This is a genomic window from Subsaximicrobium wynnwilliamsii, from assembly GCF_007997225.1.
GTDB classification, from domain to species: domain Bacteria; phylum Bacteroidota; class Bacteroidia; order Flavobacteriales; family Flavobacteriaceae; genus Psychroserpens; species Psychroserpens wynnwilliamsii.
Window position 1 is genome coordinate 83,363 of the sequence record NZ_VORM01000008.1, and the last position, 18,857, is coordinate 102,219.

Sequence of the window (18,857 nt, forward strand, 5' to 3'; positions counted from 1 at the left end):
ATTTGTGTTTAATCCTGTACTGCTAATTTGAAAACCCCAACTCCTATAGTTTCTTTGCGATGCGTAATTTGGCGCTTCGGGCCCTGCTGTTTGCTGCTATTTCGGCTTTGCTTGGGACTATCAAGCCGCCTACTTTTTTAAGCGGAACTTCAAAATTGCCGAAGACATCCCGTTCTGGCTCGCCTTCAAACAAACCGTTTCTTATAAAGCGCTTTACCAAGCGGTCTTCCAAAGAGTGGTATGAAATCATGCTCAATCGTCCGCCTTTGACCAGTATGTCTGGTGTTTGTTGTAAAAATTCCTTGAGCGCCTCAATTTCCTGGTTAACCTCAATGCGAATGGCTTGATAGATTTGCGCCAAGACCTTATTTTCTTTTTGATGATTCAAAAAACTGCTCAAAGCCGCTTTGAACTGCTCGCTGGTTTTGAGTTCCCCATTTTTTCGTTCAGCTACAATGGCACTGGCCATTGCTGGCGCCTGCCTGAGCTCTCCATATTGGGCCAGCACGTCTTTCAAACGTTCTTCACTATAATGATTGACCACGTTAAAGGCCGAAATTTTATCAGCTTGATTCATGCGCATGTCCAAATCGGCTTCAAAGCGGGTTGAGAATCCGCGTGCTGCGACATCAAATTGGTGTGAGGACACTCCAAAATCTGCCAAAACCCCATGAACTTCCTTGACGCCATAAAAGCGCAAAAAGCGCTTGACAAACCGAAAATTCTCATTGATCAATGTGAAACGCTCATCATCGATTGTATTTGAAAGCGCATCTTTATCTTGATCAAAGGCATAGAGTTTGCCCTTAGAGCCCAATCGTTTTAAAATTTCCTTACTATGCCCACCGCCTCCAAAAGTGACATCAACATAGACTCCGTCGGGCTTAATAGTTAAGCCATCCACAGTTTCCTCAAGTAATACGGGGTTATGATAATTCATCGTCATCGTCTTGTCCCATCACTTCTTCCGCTAAATCAGCAAAATCGCCGGTAGCGTCATCGATGGCTTGTTCATATTTATCCTTGTCCCAAATCTCTATGATATTTATGGCAGAGGAAATCACGATTTCCTTGGAGATGCCAGAGAATGCCACCAAATCTTTAGGAATAAGCAAACGTCCTGCAGCATCTATCTCCACCATCTTCAGCCCAGCAGTAAATCTTCGGATGAAATCGTTGTTTTTTTTCTTGAAACGATTCAGCTTATTCATTTTCTGCATTAGCACATCCCATTCGCTCATTGGGTACAACTCCAAACAGGATTGAAAGACGGCACGTTTCAACACAAAACCATTTTGCAAGGCAGGCAGCAACTGCTTTTTGATGGCAGCAGGCAGCATGAGCCTTCCTTTGGCATCCACTTTGCACTCGTATGTTCCTATTAATGGGTTCAAACTGATGGTTTTACTATTAGTAACGATTGAGTTTCAAATATATTGAAAATTTTACCACTATTTACCACTCTCCTCCACATTTGTTAACAAATTACCCTTTTCCTGACTTAATTTGAGCCATTTTTTCAGAAGTCATTTTCACAAAAACCTAAAAATCAAGCTTCTAAAAAAAATTAAAAGCCGCCCATTTTGATTGTTAACATCTTGGTTATACTATTTAGTTGCTTTAGAACTTTTATAGCAGATTTTTAATGGAAATACCTATATTTGTTTTCGACGAAAATCATCAACAATTAATGGCACACCGTTTAAAAAAGGAACGAGATTACAGTTACATTGAAGTGGGAGAAGGTAAGCCAATCGTTGTGCTTCACGGACTTATGGGAGGTTTGAGCAACTTTGATGCTGTGACCAATTATTTTAGCAGTAGGGGTTATAAAGTGCTCATCCCAGAACTTCCTATCTACGGCATGTCACTTTTAAAAACCAATGTGAAAAGTTTCGCCAAATACTTGCGTGACTTTATCGAACACAAAGGCTTGGAAGACGTGATTTTACTTGGTAATTCCCTTGGAGGCCATATTGGCCTTTACCATACTAAACTCTACCCAGAAAAGGTTAAAGCACTCATCATTACTGGAAGTTCAGGACTATATGAAAGTGCCATGGGTGGCGGTTATACCAAACGTGGCGATTATGAAGTCATTAAGAAAAAAGCCCAAGATGTGTTTTACGATCCAAAAGTGGCCACCAAAGCCATTGTGGACGAGGTTTATGAAACCGTAAACGACCGCAACAAACTTATCAAGACTTTGGCCATTGCCAAGAGTGCGATTCGCCACAACATGGCAAAGGACTTACCAAATATGGACTTACCCGTTTGTATTATTTGGGGTAGAAATGACACGGTCACACCTCCTGAGGTTGCGGTTGAGTTTGATGAACTTTTGCCGGATTCTGAACTGTATTGGATCGATAAATGCGGTCACGCTGCGATGATGGAACATCCAGACGAATTCAATACCATTTTGAGTGGATGGTTTGAGAAACGGAAACTCTAAAAGTAGAACTAAGACCGCTTCGCTTCTAGAATTAAGAATCAAGACGTTCTCATAAATCATAATTTTAGGAACAAAAAGTAATGACTATTTTAGTTGCTGTCAAAACATTAGTTTAAAACCGGAGTTCGATATCTGAAGACATCCCAATTGAAATGCACTGCATTTATTAGAATATGATTTTTTTCTGAAACGCTTTTCCAACGAAAAAAAAAAAATAGTCCAATCAGATTTCCACTTGCGTGGCAGCTATTATGGTTACAGACATTGCAGAATTTTAAATTTTTTCGTACTATTTACTAAGAGATTCGTAAATTGATAATTTAGTATCTTGCGGGCAAGATCTGTGCTATTGGAAATAATACAGACAATAATAAGGCCCGCCAAAAATATCTATATAATCGCTGGATGTAACGGGGCAGGAAAAACAACTGCTTCTTACACTATTTTACCGGAAATAATTAATTGTAAGGAGTTTGTAAATGCTGATGAAATAGCTAAAGGTCTCTCGCCGTTTCAACCCGAAACTTTTGCTTTTGAAACGACACTATCGACAAAAAGCTACAAGAATAAAATTTTGAAGGCTAAACAACAAGGTTACATGGTCACGCTGCTTTTCTTTTGGCTTAATAATATAGATTTAGCCAAAGAGCGAGTAAAAACTAGGGTTTTTGAGGGTGGCCACAATATTCCTGAAAAGATTATTGAACGTCGTTATTTAAGAGGTATTCACAATCTCTTCGATATTTACCTACCATTAATGCATGCTGCATTGGTTTTTGACAACTCCTTTGGAAAGCATGAGTTAATTGCGCATAAAATGACGGAAGATGATCTCATTATTTATGACCAAGATAAGTTTCAACAGCTAAAACGAATCCATGACAACAAAAGATAAACAAATAGAATTTAAAGATAAGATTTTGAAAGGCCTGGATAAGGTTTATGATAGACTTATCGAATTCAAAAAAGAAAAAAATAGCGAGCTTGTTTTAATGAGAGGAACTAAAATTGTAAAAATAAAACCGAAATAATTGGCAAGTTGAGCCAATAGCGAAAAAAATGATCGAAAATAGATTTTCGCTTTGAAAGGTATGTTGAAATGATTAAATAATCGCAAAAGCATTCTTTGACGCGTTTCCTCCATTACAATCACTTAAAACTTCTTTCTCGAAGAAATTAAAACTTACCGCTTTTGCGGAATTTGACAATGATTATAAAAACTGCTGAATTTTTAATGAGTAACTCTGATGTGGATAAATGTCCGAAAAATCAGATTCCTGAATACGCCTTTATTGGCCGAAGCAACGTGGGCAAATCTTCGCTCATCAACATGATTACCAATCATAAAAATTTGGCAAAGACCTCTGGCAGACCAGGAAAAACACAGTTGATCAATCATTTCTTGATCAACAAGGAATGGTTTTTAGTGGATTTACCAGGTTACGGTTACGCTCGGGTTTCGAAAACGGCTAAGCAGAAGTTTCAGAGCTTCATAACCGATTATTTTGAGAAACGACAACAGCTCATTTCCGCGTTTGTCTTGATTGATATTCGCCACACGCCGCAGCCAATCGATTTGGAATTCATGGAATATATGGGGGTTAGCGGGATCCCGTTCTCCATCATTTTTACCAAAGCCGATAAATTGAAACCCATGGCCATAGAGCGCAATGTAAACGCTTACACAGAGGAATTGCTAAAAACCTGGGAAGAAACACCAAATTATTTCGTGACCTCCTCTTCAAAAAACATAGGGCGTGACGCTGTTTTGGAGTTTATTGCTGCAACAAATACCGAAATTGAATCCATGCGTTGAAGTTTCCAGTTCACGGTTTAAAATCTAGTTGGTTCAATGAAATTTTCGTTTACCATCTTTTGATCTTGAGAAATCAGTACACTCGGGGCAAGCCCACAAGGTATGGTTTGAAAGATGTTCTTTGTTTTTCGAGGCACGCCTTGGGGAATAAAACCCTCTGGAGGGGTTCCCGAATTCAATGTCTGTTTTTTTTAATCAAAAACGCTCGACATGACCAACATTCTGGCTACCCCTTCACATCCAAAGCATCTCTAAGCGCATTGCCAATCAACATAAAGGCCATGACCAAAAGCATGATGCAAAAACCGGGGATCAAAGCCAAATAGGGCTTGCCCAGAATAATATAATTATAATGATCCTTGATCATCGCGCCCCAACTGGCCATAGGTGGCTGTGCGCCAATGCCCAAAAAACTAAGTCCGCTTTCTATCAAGATAGCGGCTGCAAAATTGGCTGCCGAAATCACAATGATAGGCGCCATGATATTGGGTAAGATGTGTTTGGTAATGATTCTATAATTATCATAGCCCAAGGCCCGAGCTGCAGTCACGTATTGCATCTCTTTGGCACTAATGATCTGCCCTCTTACCACACGTGCGACCTCAACCCACATGGTCAAACCCACCGCAATGAACACTTGCCAAAAGCCCTTGCCCAAAGCCAAGGTAATGGCTATGACCAATAATAAGGTTGGGATGGACCAGGTCACATTGATGATCCACATGATGATGGCGTCTATTTTTCCACCGAAATAACCTGCGAGACTGCCCATAAATATCCCAATGACCAAGGATATAAAAACCGCCACAAAACCAATAAAAAAGGAGATGCGCGACCCAATCAAAACCCTACTCAGCAAATCTCTTCCGTATTTATCAGTACCAAAAAGAAAGGTTTTTTCTGAAATATACTTTTCGTAATCTTGCTTCGGAAAAACCTGCAAATCCAACGATTTCTCACTGCCTTGGAGTCCGTCGGCCGCATATTCCGTGTAAACCAATTGATTTTCTTGAATGCTGTATTTTGAAATGGGCACTTCGGTATCCGCAGTTTTTATTCCGAAAAATACTTTTGAGAACCAATCTTGATTGGCATTCATTTCCGAAGGAATCTTCAGCATTGTCACTTTAAACCCCGGGCGTTCAGAATGAATAGCTAAATGCATTTGATTGGCAAATTGCGAATCGTCTGGCGCCAACACATAAGCAAAGATGGAAATACCGCCAATAGCCACGATCAACCAAAAACTTAAAACGCCCCAAAAATTCTTTTTGAATTTTTGGAGCGCTAATTGTGATAATGAGCTACTGGTATTGGCCATTCTAGTTTTTTACCGCGTTCGCCACATTATTCTTGATTTTGTAATTGCTATTGATATCGTTTAGCACATTGATAGCTTCTTCCATATAAACATCACTACTTAAACTGCTGTGCCAGCGATCACGCTTTTCCTTAAGAATTGAATCTTGAATCATCAATTCATTTTCATAGGGTAAGGATTTAAAGGTAAGATTTGTATTATAGTCTGAAATTTGCTCAAATCGCTTAGACTCCTCTTCATTTACGTCCATTTCTGAGCTGTAGGTGTAATAATTCAAGGAGTAGATTTCCCGATCTCGAATTTTCTTGACCCATTGCGCATTGGCATCAATAAGTTTGAGCTGTTCGTTATTTTTCATGCGCTCTTTACTCTTGGCTATGGTGCTATCATAATCGTAATAATTTTCCCATGGCTGAAAAGTAACTGCATCTATTTTATCCCATGGCAAGGGATTTTCCTGATCTTTCTCGCCTATGTTGATGTAGCTGTAACGGTCTGGAACAACGACATCACTTTTAACGCCTTCCAATTGGGTTGAACCGCCATTGATACGGTAGAATTTTTGGGTTGTGAATTTCAATGCTCCCATATCGCCATTGTCATTTTGTTTTACCATTCGGTTTAAATCCAGTACGTTTTGCACGGTTCCTTTTCCGTAGGTTTGCTTGCTACCAATAATAATGGCACGTTTATAATCTTGCATGGCAGCTGCTAAAATCTCTGAAGCAGAGGCCGACAGCTCATTAACCAAAATTACCAGTGGCCCTTCCCAAACAATGGATTTATCCTTGTCATTCAAAACCTCTTTGGGCTCTCCTGCCGTTTTTACCTGCACTATTGGCCCTTCCTCGATAAACAAGCCACCCATATCCACAACGGTTTGCAAAGAACCGCCGCCATTATTTCTCAAATCGAGCACTATGCCTTCAACACCAGCCTGTTTCAATCTTTCAATTTCCTGTTTGATATCTGACGCTGCATTTCGCTTCTTGTAATCATCGAAATCAACATAAAATTTAGGCAAGTTGATCACACCAAAGGTTCTATTATCTTTATCAACAGTGGATGACTTGGCATAGGTTTCTTCAAGCTCCACTACATCTCGGGTAATGGTAATGTCTTCAATAGTGCCGTCCACACGTTTTAAGGTAAGCATTACAACGGTACCTTTTGGGCCCTTTATAAATTTAATGGCATCTTCCAAACGCATGCCAACAATGTTTACCGATTCGGCTTCATTCTCTTGTTTAACCTTCATGATTTGATCACCCACTTCAAGCTCATTGTCTCTCCAAGCAGGGCCACCACTAATGATTTCGGTTACCGTGATGGCATCCATTTTTTTCTGAAGTCTGGCACCAATGCCTTCAAAGTTTCCAGACATGGCGACGTCAAAACGGTCTTTATCCTCTGGTGCGAAATAATAGGTATGTGGATCAAATTCTTCAACGATGGCATTGATGTATACGCCAAACCAATCTTTTCGTTGACGATCATCAATAAAATCGTAGAGCTCATCCAAAGAGCGCTCGGTGGTTTCCCTAGCTTCCTTTTCATACTCTGCATCTGATTTTCTCTCTTCGGAAGACGTCTCAGCAAGCGTATTGTCCATAGATTCTTCTATAGCGCCATTGAGGTCATTCTGGGTTTGCTGATTTTGTTTTTTAGTCGCAGCGTTTTTGCCTTGGGACAACAAGTCGTCATAATTGGCAATGGTAGAAAACTTGAGCTGCTGCCTCCATCGATTAGTCATTTCCTTTTTAGAACTCACATAGCTCAACTTCTCATAGTCTGTAGAAAAGTCCTCATCCATTGAAAAATCAAACGGGCGCGATAATACGTCTTTGTAAATCGCCTTTGATTCTTCGATACGCTTCAATAAACGCTCATGGGTTATATTGAAAAAGGATACATCGTAATCATTGATCTGGTCGTCGATTTTATCTTTATACGCATCAAATTCCTTGATGTCTGAAGCATAGAAATACCTCTTAAAGGGGTCTAATTGCTTCAAATAATCATTGTACACGTTTTTGGAAAAATCGTCGTTGATATCTTGCGGACTGAAATGCCCCTGTTCTAAGACATACTTTATAAGCTGGATCAATAGCTTATCCTTATTGGGATCCTGAAACTTTTTAGTTGTGAAACTGCATGAAGCAAATGCCAATAACAGTCCCACGAGCAAAAGCTTATAATTCCTCTTCATCATATTTTTCATAGTTTTCAAAGATAACGTTGTTTTGGCTCAAAATGGAGATAGCACAAAAAACGTTTGGGGTTTAATTTCTACTAAAGTAAAAGAAAAAACCATGCCAATAAAATCGCGCGCCTATAAATTTTTGTTAAACCCTTATTTATAGGAAATCCGAAGCTGTTTACCTACTTTTGTAAGCACTAAAATATTGATTTATGTCCAAGAAACCGCTTATACTTGTCATTAATGATGACGGCATTACCGCCCCAGGAATACGAACTTTAATCAAGGTCATGAACAGTATTGGCGACGTTGTTGTTGTGGCGCCCGATGGCCCTCAAAGCGGCATGGGCCATGCGATTACTGTCAACTCCACCCTATTCATTGAAAAAATCACTGTAGATGATGGCCCTCAACAAGAATACAGTTGTTCTGGTACTCCAGCCGATTGCGTGAAATTGGCCATTCGTGAGATATTGGACCGTAAACCAGATATATGCGTGTCTGGCATCAATCACGGCTCCAATGCCTCGATCAATGTGATTTACTCAGGCACCATGAGTGCTGCTTTAGAAGCTGGTATTGAAGGGATTCCCGCCATTGGCTTTTCACTTTGCAACTACAATTGGAACGCTAATTTTGAAGCCTGCAAGGCCGCAGTAAAAACCATTACCGAACAGGTGCTCAAAAATGGTTTGAATGAAGGTGTTGTGCTCAATGTAAACATCCCTAATCTCGAAGAAAAAGACCTGAAAGGCATTAAAGTGTGCAGACAAGCCCGCGCCAATTGGGAAGAGGAATTTGACAAACGCCAGACCCCTTTTGGCAAGGATTATTACTGGCTTACGGGCAAATTTGTAAATCTTGATAAAGGCGAAGATACCGATCAGTGGGCTTTGGATCATGGCTATGTTTCCGTTGTTCCTGTTCAATTTGATTTGACTGCGCACTCGAGTATTCAGCAGCTGAATTCTTGGGAATTGAATGGGAAATGAGGTTGAAGTTGAAGTTGAATTTGAAGTTGAATTTGAATTTGAACTTGAACTTGAACTTGAAAAAAGAATATAGAGGCTAGAGACTAGAATCTAGATGCTTTTGGATTTATAAGAACGTTTTTCAACTCGAATATGAAGTCTGTGGAAGTGTTTATTCTGAAGGATTAGTTCTTGACATCATGATTGATTTTGAATTTAAAAAAAAGAACATAGAGACTAGAGACTAGAGTATAGATGCTTATGGATCAATAAAAGCCTTTTTTCTTTTAACTGAAAAATAAAGACTCTTAAAGTATTTATTCTGAAGGATTCGCACTTGACAACATTATTGAATTTGAACTTGAAAAAAGAATATAGAGGCTAGAGACTAGAATCTAGATGCTTTTGGATTTATAAGAACGTTTTTCAACTCGAATATGAAGTCTGTGGAAGTGTTTATTCTGAAGGATTAGTTCTTGACATCATGATTGAATTTGAATTTGAAAAAAGAATATAGAGACTAGAGGCTAGAGGCTAGAGGCTAGAATATAGATGCTTATGGATCAATAAAAGCCTTTTTTCTCTTAACTGAAAAATAAAGACTATTGAAGTATTTATTCTGAAGGATTCGCACTTAACATCATTATTGAATTTGAACTTGAAAAAAGAATATAGAGACTAGAGGCTAGAATCTAGATGCTTTTGGATTTATAAGAACGTTTTTTCAACTCGAATATGAAGTCTGTGGAAGTGTTTATTCTGAAGGATTAGTTCTTGACATCATGATTGAATTTGAATTTGAAAAAAGAATATAGAGGCTAGGGACTAGAAGCTAGAGGCTAGAGGCTAGAGGCTAGAATATAGAATATAGATGCTTATGGATCAATAAAAGCCTTTTTCTTTTAATTGAAAAATAAAGACTCTTAAAGTATTTATTCTGAAGGATTCGCACTTAACATCATTATTGAATTTGAACTTGAAAAAAGAATATAGAGACTAGAGGCTAGAATCTAGATGCTTTTGGATTTATAAGAACGTTTTTCAACTCGAATATGAAGTCTGTGGAAGTGTTTATTCTGAAGGATTAGTTCTTGACATCATGATTGATTTTGAATTTGAATTTGAATTTGAAAAAAAATATAGAGGCTAGAGACTAGAATCTAGATGCTTTTGGATTTATAAGAACGTTTTTCAACTCGAATATGAAGTCTGTGGAATTGCTTATTCTGAAGGATTAGTTCTTAACATCATGATTGAACTTGAATTTGAAAAAAGAACATAGAGAGGCTAGAGACTAGAACATAGAGGCTTTTGCATTAATAAGAACGTCTTAGTATCAATTGAAATATGAAGTCTTTGGAAGTGTTTTATTCTAAAGCGAAAATAGGGACTATCACCGGTTGACCGCTTAGTAGTGACCTAAGACAACGAAAATGAAACCACAACTCGAATCCTGAACCTTGAATTTTGAACCTTGAACTTCAAACCTTGAATAACAACAACAACAACAACGACGCATGAAATACTACCTTATCGCTGGCGAGGCCTCTGGAGATTTACATGGATCCAATTTAATGAAGGCATTACAACAAGAAGATGTGAATGCCGAATTTAGATTTTGGGGTGGTGATTTGATGGCATCGGTTGGCGGTACATTGGTGACGCACTATAAGGAACGCTCATTCATGGGTTTTGCCGAAGTGCTGTTCAACCTGCGTGCGATTTTGGGTTTTATCAAATTCTGCAAACAGGATATCCAAAACTATCATCCAGATGTGATTGTGTTTATAGATAATTCCGGATTCAACCTGCGCATTGCCAAGTGGGCAAAACAGCGGCATTACAGAACCCATTACTACATTTCGCCACAAGTTTGGGCATCTCGCGCCAGCAGGGTTACAGCCATCAAACGTGACATTGATGCCATGCATGTGATTCTTCCGTTTGAGAAGGCGTTCTATGAAAAATATGATTATGAGGTCAATTTTGTTGGTCATCCGCTCATCGATGCCATTGCCAACAGAACCCAAATTGGCGAACATGCCTTCAGAAAAAAATATGGTCTCAACGACAAACCCATCATCGCTTTATTGCCAGGAAGCAGAAAACAGGAAATCACCAAGATGCTGGGTGTGATGTTGAGCGTGGTCAATGATTTTAGGGATTACCAATTCGTGATTGCTGGTGCGCCAAGTCAGGATTATGAATTTTACAAACCCTTTATCAAGGAAAACAAGGTCTCCTATATCCCCAATAAAACCTATGATTTATTGAGCGTATCATTTGCAGCCTTGGTAACCTCGGGCACCGCAACTTTAGAGACTGCCTTGTTTAAAGTGCCTCAAGTGGTTTGCTACAAAGCCAATGCCATATCCTATCAAATAGCCAAACGCATCATTACCTTAAAATACATCTCATTGGTCAACTTGATCATGGATCGTGAAGTGGTTACCGAATTGATACAAAGCGATCTCAACAGCGAAGGTCTTAAGAAGGAACTACGTAAAATTTTAGACGATGAAGAGCGTGATCGCTTATTCCTGGAGTATTATGAATTGGAGAAAAAACTCGGCGGAAAAGGTGCCAGTGCAAAAGCAGCAAAATTTATATTTGACGATGCTAAATCTTCTACCTAAATGTAGCAGATTGGTGGTGTTGCCAGCTTTTTTGGCAAGCAATTTATACCAAACTGTTGAAAACCCTGTTAATTAAAATAAGACATACTGCGCAATGCGTTAATGAAACCTGTATTTTTAGAAAAAATTTCCCCCCGAATGAGATTATTTGCCTTTATACTATTACTCTGTTTTTGTTTGAGCAGCTGTAAATCCAAAAGCAACGTGGTGACAAAGAAACACCGCAGCACAAAAACGGTAGCCAATAACCGCACTTCGCCATCTGCCGATACACCAAAAAACATCGCAAACATCATCGATTACGCCAAGACTTTTGAGGGCACCCGCTATAAATATGGCGGCACCACCAAAAGAGGCATGGATTGCTCGGGTTTGATCTATACCACATTTCAAAAGGAAAACATCTACATGCCACGAACAACGGACGGTCTCTCCAAAGAAGGCGATTGGGTAGATGTCAATGATGTCAAAGAAGGAGACCTCTTATTTTTTGCGACCAGCAAAAACAGCAGAAGCGTAAACCATGTAGGCATTGTTACGGCAACACGACCCGGTTTTGTTGAATTCATCCATTCTTCTAGCAGCAGAGGCGTTATGAGATCAACACTGTCTGAACGCTATTGGTATTTGGCTTATGTGCAGGCGAGACGGGTTCTATGACGCTTAGAACCTAACCACTACGCTACCAGGAATTAGAACCAAGATTTGAGTGTGACTTAAAGACAGGCTTTGGTCTTTTTCTATTTTTATTCCAGATTGGATATTCCCTTTAGCATTGAGCAAGCGTTCAAATCCTAACTATAAGATGGACGCTTAGAAAAGCGCAATTTATTCAAGAACCAAAATTTCTCAGGGACAAACAGATTTCTACGTTTTGAACCTTTATTTTCAGTACTTTAGACTTATGAAGTTACTGAATTTTACCATCATAAAACTCACAGTTTGCCTAGTCTTGGGCATTTTGTTGGCGGAATTCTTAAAAATTTCCGTTGCCACTTCACTGTATCTTGCAGCAAGTTTGATGCTTGGTGTTGGCATTTTATATGTTTTAGGAAGGTTTCAGAATCGTTCTAAGGTCTGGTTTGGAGCACTCGTATTACTGGCAACGATTAGTTTGGGTATATTGAGCTACAATCTTCATAACCAATCAAATTTCGAGGCGCATTATGGTCGGTTTATTTCCGAAGACCCTTCAGCAGAACACGCCTTGCAACTGAAGATTAGGCAACGTTTAAAACCCAGTGTTTATCACGACAAATATGTGGCAACTGTTCTAAAAGTAGGCCGCAATGACACCAAGGGAAAAATCTTGGTGAATATTGAGAAAGATACGCTTAGCCTGAGACTCAAGGTTGACGACGTGTTGCTAGTGTCTTCAGGGTTTACACCCTTGACCAGCCCATTGAATCCCAACCAATTTGATTACAAAGATTTTCTTCGGAAGCAATACATCGACCATCAACTTTTTACGGAAGCCGCTCATATCCTACCCATTTCCTCAAAACGAAACACAATTTACGGCTATGCTGCTGCCATTAGATTGCACATCAACCAAAGCCTGAAAACTTATGATTTCTCGCCAGAGGTGCTCGCCATCATCAATGCACTCATCCTTGGGCAGCGACAAGACATGAGTAAGGCTATTTATGACAGTTATACCAATGCAGGAGCCATACACATTTTGGCAGTTTCTGGCTTGCATGTGGGTTTGATCTTACTGTTGCTTAGCATCGCGTTGAAGCCCTTGGAGCACCTAAAACATGGAAGGCTCATCAAAGCCATCTTCATCGTGATGCTATTGTGGAGCTTTGCAGTTATCGCAGGACTTTCGGCTTCGGTAACCAGAGCAGTAACCATGTTTAGTATCGTGGCGATTGCGATGCATTGGAAACGGCCTACCAACATCTACAATACCCTGGCAATCTCCATGTTTTTATTGTTGCTGTTTAAGCCCACGTTTCTGTTCGATGTTGGTTTCCAGCTTAGCTATACTGCAGTTTTCGCAATCGTTAGCATTCAGCCTTTAGTGTACAGGCTTTGGCGTCCTAAATGGAAAGTGCTGGATTATCCGTGGCAAATCTTTACAGTAACACTTGCCGCCCAACTTGGGGTGGCACCTTTGAGTATGTATTATTTCCATCAATTTCCCAGTTTGTTCTTTATTTCGAACTTGGCCATCATTCCGTTTTTGGGATTTATACTCGGGTTTGGAATACTAGTGATTATTCTGGCAAGCTTAAAATTCCTTCCGCAGTTTTTAGCCGAATTTTATGGGGGAGTTATTGACCTGATGAATTTCATCGTGGCTTGGGTATCTAAACAAGAAGCCTTTCTGTTTAAAAACGTTCCATTTGATGGGTTGCAAGTAGTCGCCTGTTACGCACTGCTCATCTGTTTGGTCATTTGGTATAGAGCCCCAAAATTCAAGACCTTGTCTTTTGCATTGGTTGCCATAGTGGTGCTTCAAATGTCTTGGCTTTATACCAAATACCATCATTCAGAAAATAGCTTGATCGTTTTTCACAAAAGCAGACATACCCTATTGGGTATAAAAACAGGGTCCCAATTTTCCATAGCACAGGAGTTTGATTCTACAACACTCGCAAAAGATCACATCATCGAAAATTTCAAAGTTGGCAATTTCATCAAGTCCAGTACTCGGGATTCGGTTAAAAATGTGTATGCCTTCCGAAGTCGGCATCTTTTAGTTGTAGATAGTACGGGCATTTATGGGGTCCAGAGATTTAAGCCCGATTATGTCCTGTTGCGCAATTCGCCGCGTATCAATCTAAACCGTCTTATAGATTCTATACAGCCAAAAATGATCATTGCCGATGGCAGCAACTATAAATCCTATGTGGCCAGATGGAAAGCGACCTGCACCCAACAGAAACTTCCCATCCACATAACCAGTGAACAGGGTGCATTTGTGTTGAAGTGATGTTTTGGAAGGTGTCTAGGAATTAATACTTAAGACTAGAAAATAGAGCCTAGAGCCTAGACTGATTTTCTAAAATCATAAGTCACGTAGCTAAAGCCTCATTTCAAGTTTGAATAGAAAAGCAGTCTTGGGAATTCATATTGTAAACAAGCAACCCATTAACCACTCCTCAAACTAGTAAGAAAAAGGAGTTCTAGAAACCAAAGCGTATATCAGTTCGTGAATTCTGGTGTAAATGCTTTATAGTAGGTATTAAAATCTTCTTGGGTGGTCAAATTCTTATGAGCATCACTACTGAACATTTTGAGATAAAGCTCAATCTGTTGCGGTTTTTGATACCCCTTGATAGGTGCGATCACTTCTCCTTTTTCGTCCATATACACAATGGTTGGATAGGCCGACACTTTAAAATGACGCGCTAATTTATGAACGCTATTTCGCCTGTTCTTCAGTTCTTCCTTATAGTTGGCATTATCAAAAGTTTGGCCTTTGTAAGTCACCACATCGTTGCCTTCTGCATTGAACTTTACCGCGTAGAAATTCTCGTTGACATACTTCGCAACATCCTTGTTTTGAAAAGTGTTTTTATCAAGCATTTTACATGGGCCACACCAGTTGGTATAGACATCCATCATGATTTTTTTGGGCTTCTTTTTTTGAGCTTCCAGCGCCTCTTCAAAGCTCATCCAATTGATTTCCTGTGCGACTGCAGTGATTGAGGTCATCAATGCCACTGCTATAAATAATATCCGTTTGTTCATGTGTTGATTCATTTCAAAAGTCGTTCCGAAACTACAAAAAATGCACCTAAATTGGCGCATTTTGAACTATTTTAACGGTTTTATAAGATTAACGCACGCCGTGCATTAGTTTTTTGAGCAGTGGATTCAATAACATAGAGATGATGCCTACTCCAATAGGAATCAAGGTGAATATTAAAAAGAAGATACCTAGAGAATACTCTGCAGATATTTTGTCAATCATTCCACCCATGGTATTCGCTGCTTTTTGACCAACGGCAATTGCCAGGTACCAAACGCCAAACATAAAACCAATCATTCTCGCTGGAACCAGTTTACTAAGATATGACAGTCCTAAAGGAGACAAACACAATTCGCCCATCGTATGGAGCAGATAAGCGAGAATCAAGAATATCATACTTACAGAGGCAGTCTTCGCACCTGGAGGTATATCGGCCGCCCCGAAGGACAAAATACCAAAACCAAGCCCCAACAATACCAAACCAATCCCATATTTCATGGCTGCACTTGGATTGTATTTACTTTCCCACCACCTTGAAAATATAGGTGCTAAGGTGATTATAAAGAACGAATTTAGAATTCCAAACCAAGTCGCATCCACAATCATTTCTGTTTGACTAAACTTGTCATATAAGCGGAAGATCACCAATCCCCATACCCCCAAAAATGCAATTGCCAACACAATATTTGAAGCACCAATTTTCGTGAATGTTTTTTTAAATATTAGAGTTATCACATAAGTTATGATGATCAAAGGGATCGTCGTTAACAATGCATCAATTATTTTAAATATGATTGCTGAATTCCCCTCTAGACTCCTGTCTGTATAATCATTGGCGAACAAGGTCATAGATCCTAAGGATTGCTCAAAGAAGGCGAAGAAAAAAACCGTAAAAAGCGCAAATATGGTTACTGCAATAAGTCGATCACGAACGATGGGGAGATAGCGCGCAATACGCGTTATCAATAAAACAAGGAACAGCGCTAACGCGGCAAGCACTACGATATTTGTGCCGCTCATTCCCCACAATTCAAAGGGCATTAACGATTTGGCATATATGGTCTCTAAAGGATCGTTAAAAAGATAGAGCAGGCCACCTACTGAAGAAAGTATGATCAAAACATAATCAAACAGTGTAAAGGGATTAAGCTTTATCTCGGTCTCTAATTCTTCTTCCACGTTTTCTGAATCGGCATCGCTCGTATTTACAGCTATAACCACATCTTTCTTCCTAGCTGGTTTATCGCCTATTTTTCCGAAGATTTTATGGGCCAGCATAAATTGGAGCATTCCCAATAACATAAAAATGCCAGCTAAGCCGAAGCCCCAATGCCAACCATAGTTTTCGGCTAGATAACCACAGAGCATCATTCCGAAGAACGCACCTGCATTAACACCCATATAAAAAATAGTGTAAGCACCATCTTTTTTGGATTCTCGGGTCTTATACATTTCAGAAATGATAGATGTTATATTGGGTTTAAAGAAACCTGTTCCAATCACCAATAAAGCAAGACCTATATAAAAGGTAAGCGTGGTATCAAATGCCATTGCCGCGTGGCCCAAGGTCATTATCAAACACCCAATGATCACCGCAATACGGTACCCTGTAATTTTATCGGCAATCCAACCACCAACAATTGGAGTTAGATATAACAGGGAGGCATAAGTACCTATCAATGAGAGTGCATGTTCACGAGGCCAATCCCATCCAGGATTATCGCTTAATAAAGGGGCGGTTAGAAATAGAATTAAGAGGATTCGCATTCCATAAAAGGAAAATCGCTCCCACATCTCGGTAAAAAAAAGGATAAAAAGTCCAACGGGATGTCCTAAAACTGTGTCTTTAAATAAATTTTCAATATCCGTTTTCATAAATACTCAAAATTACTTGTTCAAATCAGGGTTTCCCAGTTCATAAGGCTCTTGCTCCATGATCTCATGTTCATTGTCTTCAGCGCCGTGGGTTAATTTCTTGAGCTTTTTAAGAAACAGGAGAACTAGTAATCCGAAGGCAACCGTAAAAACCGTCAACCACATAAAGGTGGCGAATTCCTGTTCGCTCTGTTCTTCCTCTAAAACAAACGACACTCCATAATCCTTACCATCACCTTTATTCTCTAAAATCTGTGCCTTATCTCCATCTTTCTCAAATATTAATCTCGCGTGGTATGGCTCTGAAGCTGTCACATTATTCTCTCTGAGCGTTGCCAATAATTCTGAAGTACTGCTTTCTTCTCCCTGTTCGAGCTCAAAGAGCTCATTTAAGGTTTCACCGTTACCCACGCGTTTGTACATCACTTTGCCATTCTCTGGATATACAGTCGCCCTAATCTCAAAATTCTTGTCTTGATTAATCGGGAAATCATTTATTTCAACAACTTTATTTTGCTCATTCTTAATTTCAATATCGGTTTTAGATAAGTATGGCATTACCTCCTCCTTGCTAACAACCATAGTTCCTGAAAAAGATTCCAATTGTGCCGATTCGCCTATTTTTCCGGCCAAGAGGTTACCAAATCCAGTTGCTGCGAAATAAACGCCCATCATAATGGAGGCATATTTCAAAGGCGCTAACTTAGTAATAAATGACAATGCTACCGGAGAGGTGCATAATTCACCAATGGTATGAAATAGGTATGCTAAGAAAATCCAGTACATTGCTGCTTTACCAAAAACTTCGGCACTGGCTTCTTGAGATGCGAACATCATAAATACATAGCCCAGACCCATGATAATGGTACCCACTGCCATTTTAAAAAGTGAGGAAGATTCTCTCCCACTCTTTTTCCACCAGATCCAAAAACCACCTACAATGGTACCAAAGATGATGATATACCCTGCGTTCAAGGACTGAAATACCGCTGCTGGAATCTCTTCCATCCAGCTCAAACCGGTGGTACGATCTACCTTGGCATCGGTATAAAGGTTCATCAAACCACCAGCTTGCTCAAAGGCACCCCAAAAAACGACAACGATTAAAAAGGAAATCAACAAAACAATGACCCGATCTTTTTCTACTTTGTTCAACGGTCGTTTTGATGCAGCCTTTTCAGCTTCGGAAGCGGATTCGCCACCAGTATATTCTCCAATACCTTTTAGAAATTTCTGTCCCCAAATAAAAACGATTTGACCAAAGAGCATTCCTATACCTGCAAGACCAAATCCGTAATGCCATCCATAATAATATGCTACCAGACCAACGCTTATACTAGCCAAAAATGCACCTACGTTAATACCAATATAAAATATAGTAAACCCGCTATCCCTTCTAATATCACCATCCTGATATAGTCCACCAACCATTGTAGAAATATTCGGCTTTAAACCACCAACCCCTAAGATAATCAAGATCAAACCTGTAAAAAAGGCCCAGTCTTGGGGAATCGCTAAAATGCCGTGACCACAGCATAATAATAGACCGCCGAGCATTACCGTTTTTTTCTGGCCCAAAAACTTATCTGCAATCCATCCGCCAGGAATCGACGCCACATAGACCAACATGGTATACCAACCATAAAGCCAAAGTGCATCTTTATTGGACCATCCCAAGCCTGGATCTATAGCAGTTGCCGATGCAACTATGTAAAGCACCAAGATCCCCCGCATTCCGTAGTAGGAAAATCGCTCCCACATTTCAGTAAAAAATAGTATGAATAAGCCTACGGGATGTCCAAATAACTCCTTGCGCTGAATTGGTTTTACTGCAGTTGACATGTGTATAAAATTAGTTTAGTGTTAAATATCGTTGTGAA

General features: G+C 39.7%; 15 protein-coding genes. 8 read left to right on the plus strand and 7 right to left on the minus strand.

The features are described from left to right. Positions 1-43: 43 nt before the first annotated feature. Positions 44-940: a 16S rRNA (cytosine(1402)-N(4))-methyltransferase RsmH gene (rsmH, locus tag ESY88_RS09165; RefSeq protein WP_147086324.1), complete on the minus strand. Its 897-nt coding sequence runs from the start codon at positions 938-940 to the stop codon at positions 44-46. Then, positions 927-1,394 (minus strand): division/cell wall cluster transcriptional repressor MraZ, encoded by a 468-nt coding sequence (mraZ, locus tag ESY88_RS09170; RefSeq protein ID WP_147086323.1) that lies wholly within the window; start codon positions 1,392-1,394, stop codon positions 927-929. Before mraZ ends, rsmH begins: the two co-directional genes overlap by 14 nt. A 296-nt stretch (positions 1,395-1,690) precedes the next feature. Here mraZ and ESY88_RS09175 point away from each other — a divergent pair, with 296 nt between their 5' ends. The 4 genes from ESY88_RS09175 to yihA all read left to right on the plus strand — a co-directional run bounded on the left by ESY88_RS09175 (position 1,691) and on the right by yihA (position 4,271). Further along, a complete protein-coding gene (locus ESY88_RS09175) occupies positions 1,691-2,455 on the plus strand; it encodes an alpha/beta fold hydrolase (RefSeq protein ID WP_147086322.1) in 765 nt (254 codons plus the stop codon). A 358-nt stretch (positions 2,456-2,813) separates the two neighbouring features. Further along, positions 2,814-3,350, plus strand: a complete 537-nt coding sequence (locus ESY88_RS09180) for a zeta toxin (protein ID WP_394343951.1) — start codon at positions 2,814-2,816, stop codon at positions 3,348-3,350. Further along, positions 3,334-3,486, plus strand: a complete 153-nt coding sequence (locus ESY88_RS20990; RefSeq protein ID WP_189702568.1) for a hypothetical protein — start codon at positions 3,334-3,336, stop codon at positions 3,484-3,486. The genes ESY88_RS09180 and ESY88_RS20990 overlap by 17 nt, the downstream gene beginning before the upstream one ends. 176 nt (positions 3,487-3,662) lie before the next feature. Then, positions 3,663-4,271, plus strand: a complete 609-nt coding sequence (gene yihA, locus ESY88_RS09185; protein WP_147086385.1) for a ribosome biogenesis GTP-binding protein YihA/YsxC — start codon at positions 3,663-3,665, stop codon at positions 4,269-4,271. Between the two features lie 226 nt (positions 4,272-4,497). On the opposite strand, the gene ESY88_RS09190 is transcribed toward yihA, so the two are convergent. Both ESY88_RS09190 and ESY88_RS09195 read right to left on the minus strand, forming a co-directional pair. Beyond that, positions 4,498-5,592 (minus strand): ABC transporter permease, encoded by a 1,095-nt coding sequence (locus ESY88_RS09190; protein ID WP_147086321.1) that lies wholly within the window; start codon positions 5,590-5,592, stop codon positions 4,498-4,500. A 1-nt stretch (position 5,593) separates the two neighbouring features. Next, on the minus strand, positions 5,594-7,801 hold the full coding sequence (locus ESY88_RS09195) for a carboxy terminal-processing peptidase (RefSeq protein ID WP_147086384.1): 2,208 nt from the start codon (positions 7,799-7,801) through the stop codon (positions 5,594-5,596). Positions 7,802-8,004: 203 nt separating this feature from the next. On the opposite strand from ESY88_RS09195, the gene surE reads away from it, so the two are divergent. From surE to ESY88_RS09215, 4 genes are all read left to right on the plus strand, one after another. Beyond that, positions 8,005-8,784: a 5'/3'-nucleotidase SurE gene (gene surE / locus ESY88_RS09200; RefSeq protein ID WP_147086320.1), complete on the plus strand. Its 780-nt coding sequence runs from the start codon at positions 8,005-8,007 to the stop codon at positions 8,782-8,784. A 1,496-nt stretch (positions 8,785-10,280) separates the two neighbouring features. Further along, entirely contained in the window at positions 10,281-11,399 is a 1,119-nt protein-coding gene (gene lpxB, locus ESY88_RS09205) for a lipid-A-disaccharide synthase (protein ID WP_147086319.1), read from the plus strand. A gap of 138 nt (positions 11,400-11,537) precedes the next feature. Continuing rightward, entirely contained in the window at positions 11,538-12,059 is a 522-nt protein-coding gene (locus tag ESY88_RS09210; protein WP_147086318.1) for a C40 family peptidase, read from the plus strand. A 244-nt stretch (positions 12,060-12,303) separates the two neighbouring features. Then, positions 12,304-14,340, plus strand: a complete 2,037-nt coding sequence (locus tag ESY88_RS09215; protein ID WP_147086317.1) for a ComEC/Rec2 family competence protein — start codon at positions 12,304-12,306, stop codon at positions 14,338-14,340. Between the two features lie 212 nt (positions 14,341-14,552). Here ESY88_RS09215 and ESY88_RS09220 read toward each other — a convergent pair whose 3' ends face one another. From ESY88_RS09220 to ESY88_RS09230, 3 genes are all read right to left on the minus strand, one after another. Further along, positions 14,553-15,101, minus strand: coding sequence for a thioredoxin family protein (locus tag ESY88_RS09220; protein WP_147086316.1), 549 nt, complete (start codon positions 15,099-15,101; stop codon positions 14,553-14,555). Between the two features lie 88 nt (positions 15,102-15,189). Then, complete coding sequence (locus ESY88_RS09225; RefSeq protein ID WP_147086315.1) at positions 15,190-16,977, minus strand: peptide MFS transporter; 1,788 nt, start codon at positions 16,975-16,977, stop codon at positions 15,190-15,192. A 12-nt stretch (positions 16,978-16,989) separates the two neighbouring features. Further along, positions 16,990-18,819 (minus strand): peptide MFS transporter, encoded by a 1,830-nt coding sequence (locus tag ESY88_RS09230; protein WP_147086314.1) that lies wholly within the window; start codon positions 18,817-18,819, stop codon positions 16,990-16,992. Positions 18,820-18,857: the final 38 nt, after the last annotated feature.

Coding starts and splice junctions, on each gene's coding strand:
- ESY88_RS09210 (WP_147086318.1), top strand. CDS start 11,538: ATGAGATTATTTGCCTTTATACTATTACTCTGTTTTTGTTTGAGCAGC.
- ESY88_RS09220 (WP_147086316.1), bottom strand. CDS start 15,101: ATGAACAAACGGATATTATTTATAGCAGTGGCATTGATGACCTCAATC.
- ESY88_RS09195 (WP_147086384.1), bottom strand. CDS start 7,801: ATGAAGAGGAATTATAAGCTTTTGCTCGTGGGACTGTTATTGGCATTT.
- surE (WP_147086320.1), top strand. CDS start 8,005: ATGTCCAAGAAACCGCTTATACTTGTCATTAATGATGACGGCATTACC.
- lpxB (WP_147086319.1), top strand. CDS start 10,281: ATGAAATACTACCTTATCGCTGGCGAGGCCTCTGGAGATTTACATGGA.
- ESY88_RS09230 (WP_147086314.1), bottom strand. CDS start 18,819: ATGTCAACTGCAGTAAAACCAATTCAGCGCAAGGAGTTATTTGGACAT.
- ESY88_RS09175 (WP_147086322.1), top strand. CDS start 1,691: ATGGCACACCGTTTAAAAAAGGAACGAGATTACAGTTACATTGAAGTG.
- ESY88_RS09225 (WP_147086315.1), bottom strand. CDS start 16,977: ATGAAAACGGATATTGAAAATTTATTTAAAGACACAGTTTTAGGACAT.
- ESY88_RS20990 (WP_189702568.1), top strand. CDS start 3,334: ATGACAACAAAAGATAAACAAATAGAATTTAAAGATAAGATTTTGAAA.
- yihA (WP_147086385.1), top strand. CDS start 3,663: ATGATTATAAAAACTGCTGAATTTTTAATGAGTAACTCTGATGTGGAT.
- rsmH (WP_147086324.1), bottom strand. CDS start 940: ATGAATTATCATAACCCCGTATTACTTGAGGAAACTGTGGATGGCTTA.
- ESY88_RS09190 (WP_147086321.1), bottom strand. CDS start 5,592: ATGGCCAATACCAGTAGCTCATTATCACAATTAGCGCTCCAAAAATTC.
- ESY88_RS09215 (WP_147086317.1), top strand. CDS start 12,304: ATGAAGTTACTGAATTTTACCATCATAAAACTCACAGTTTGCCTAGTC.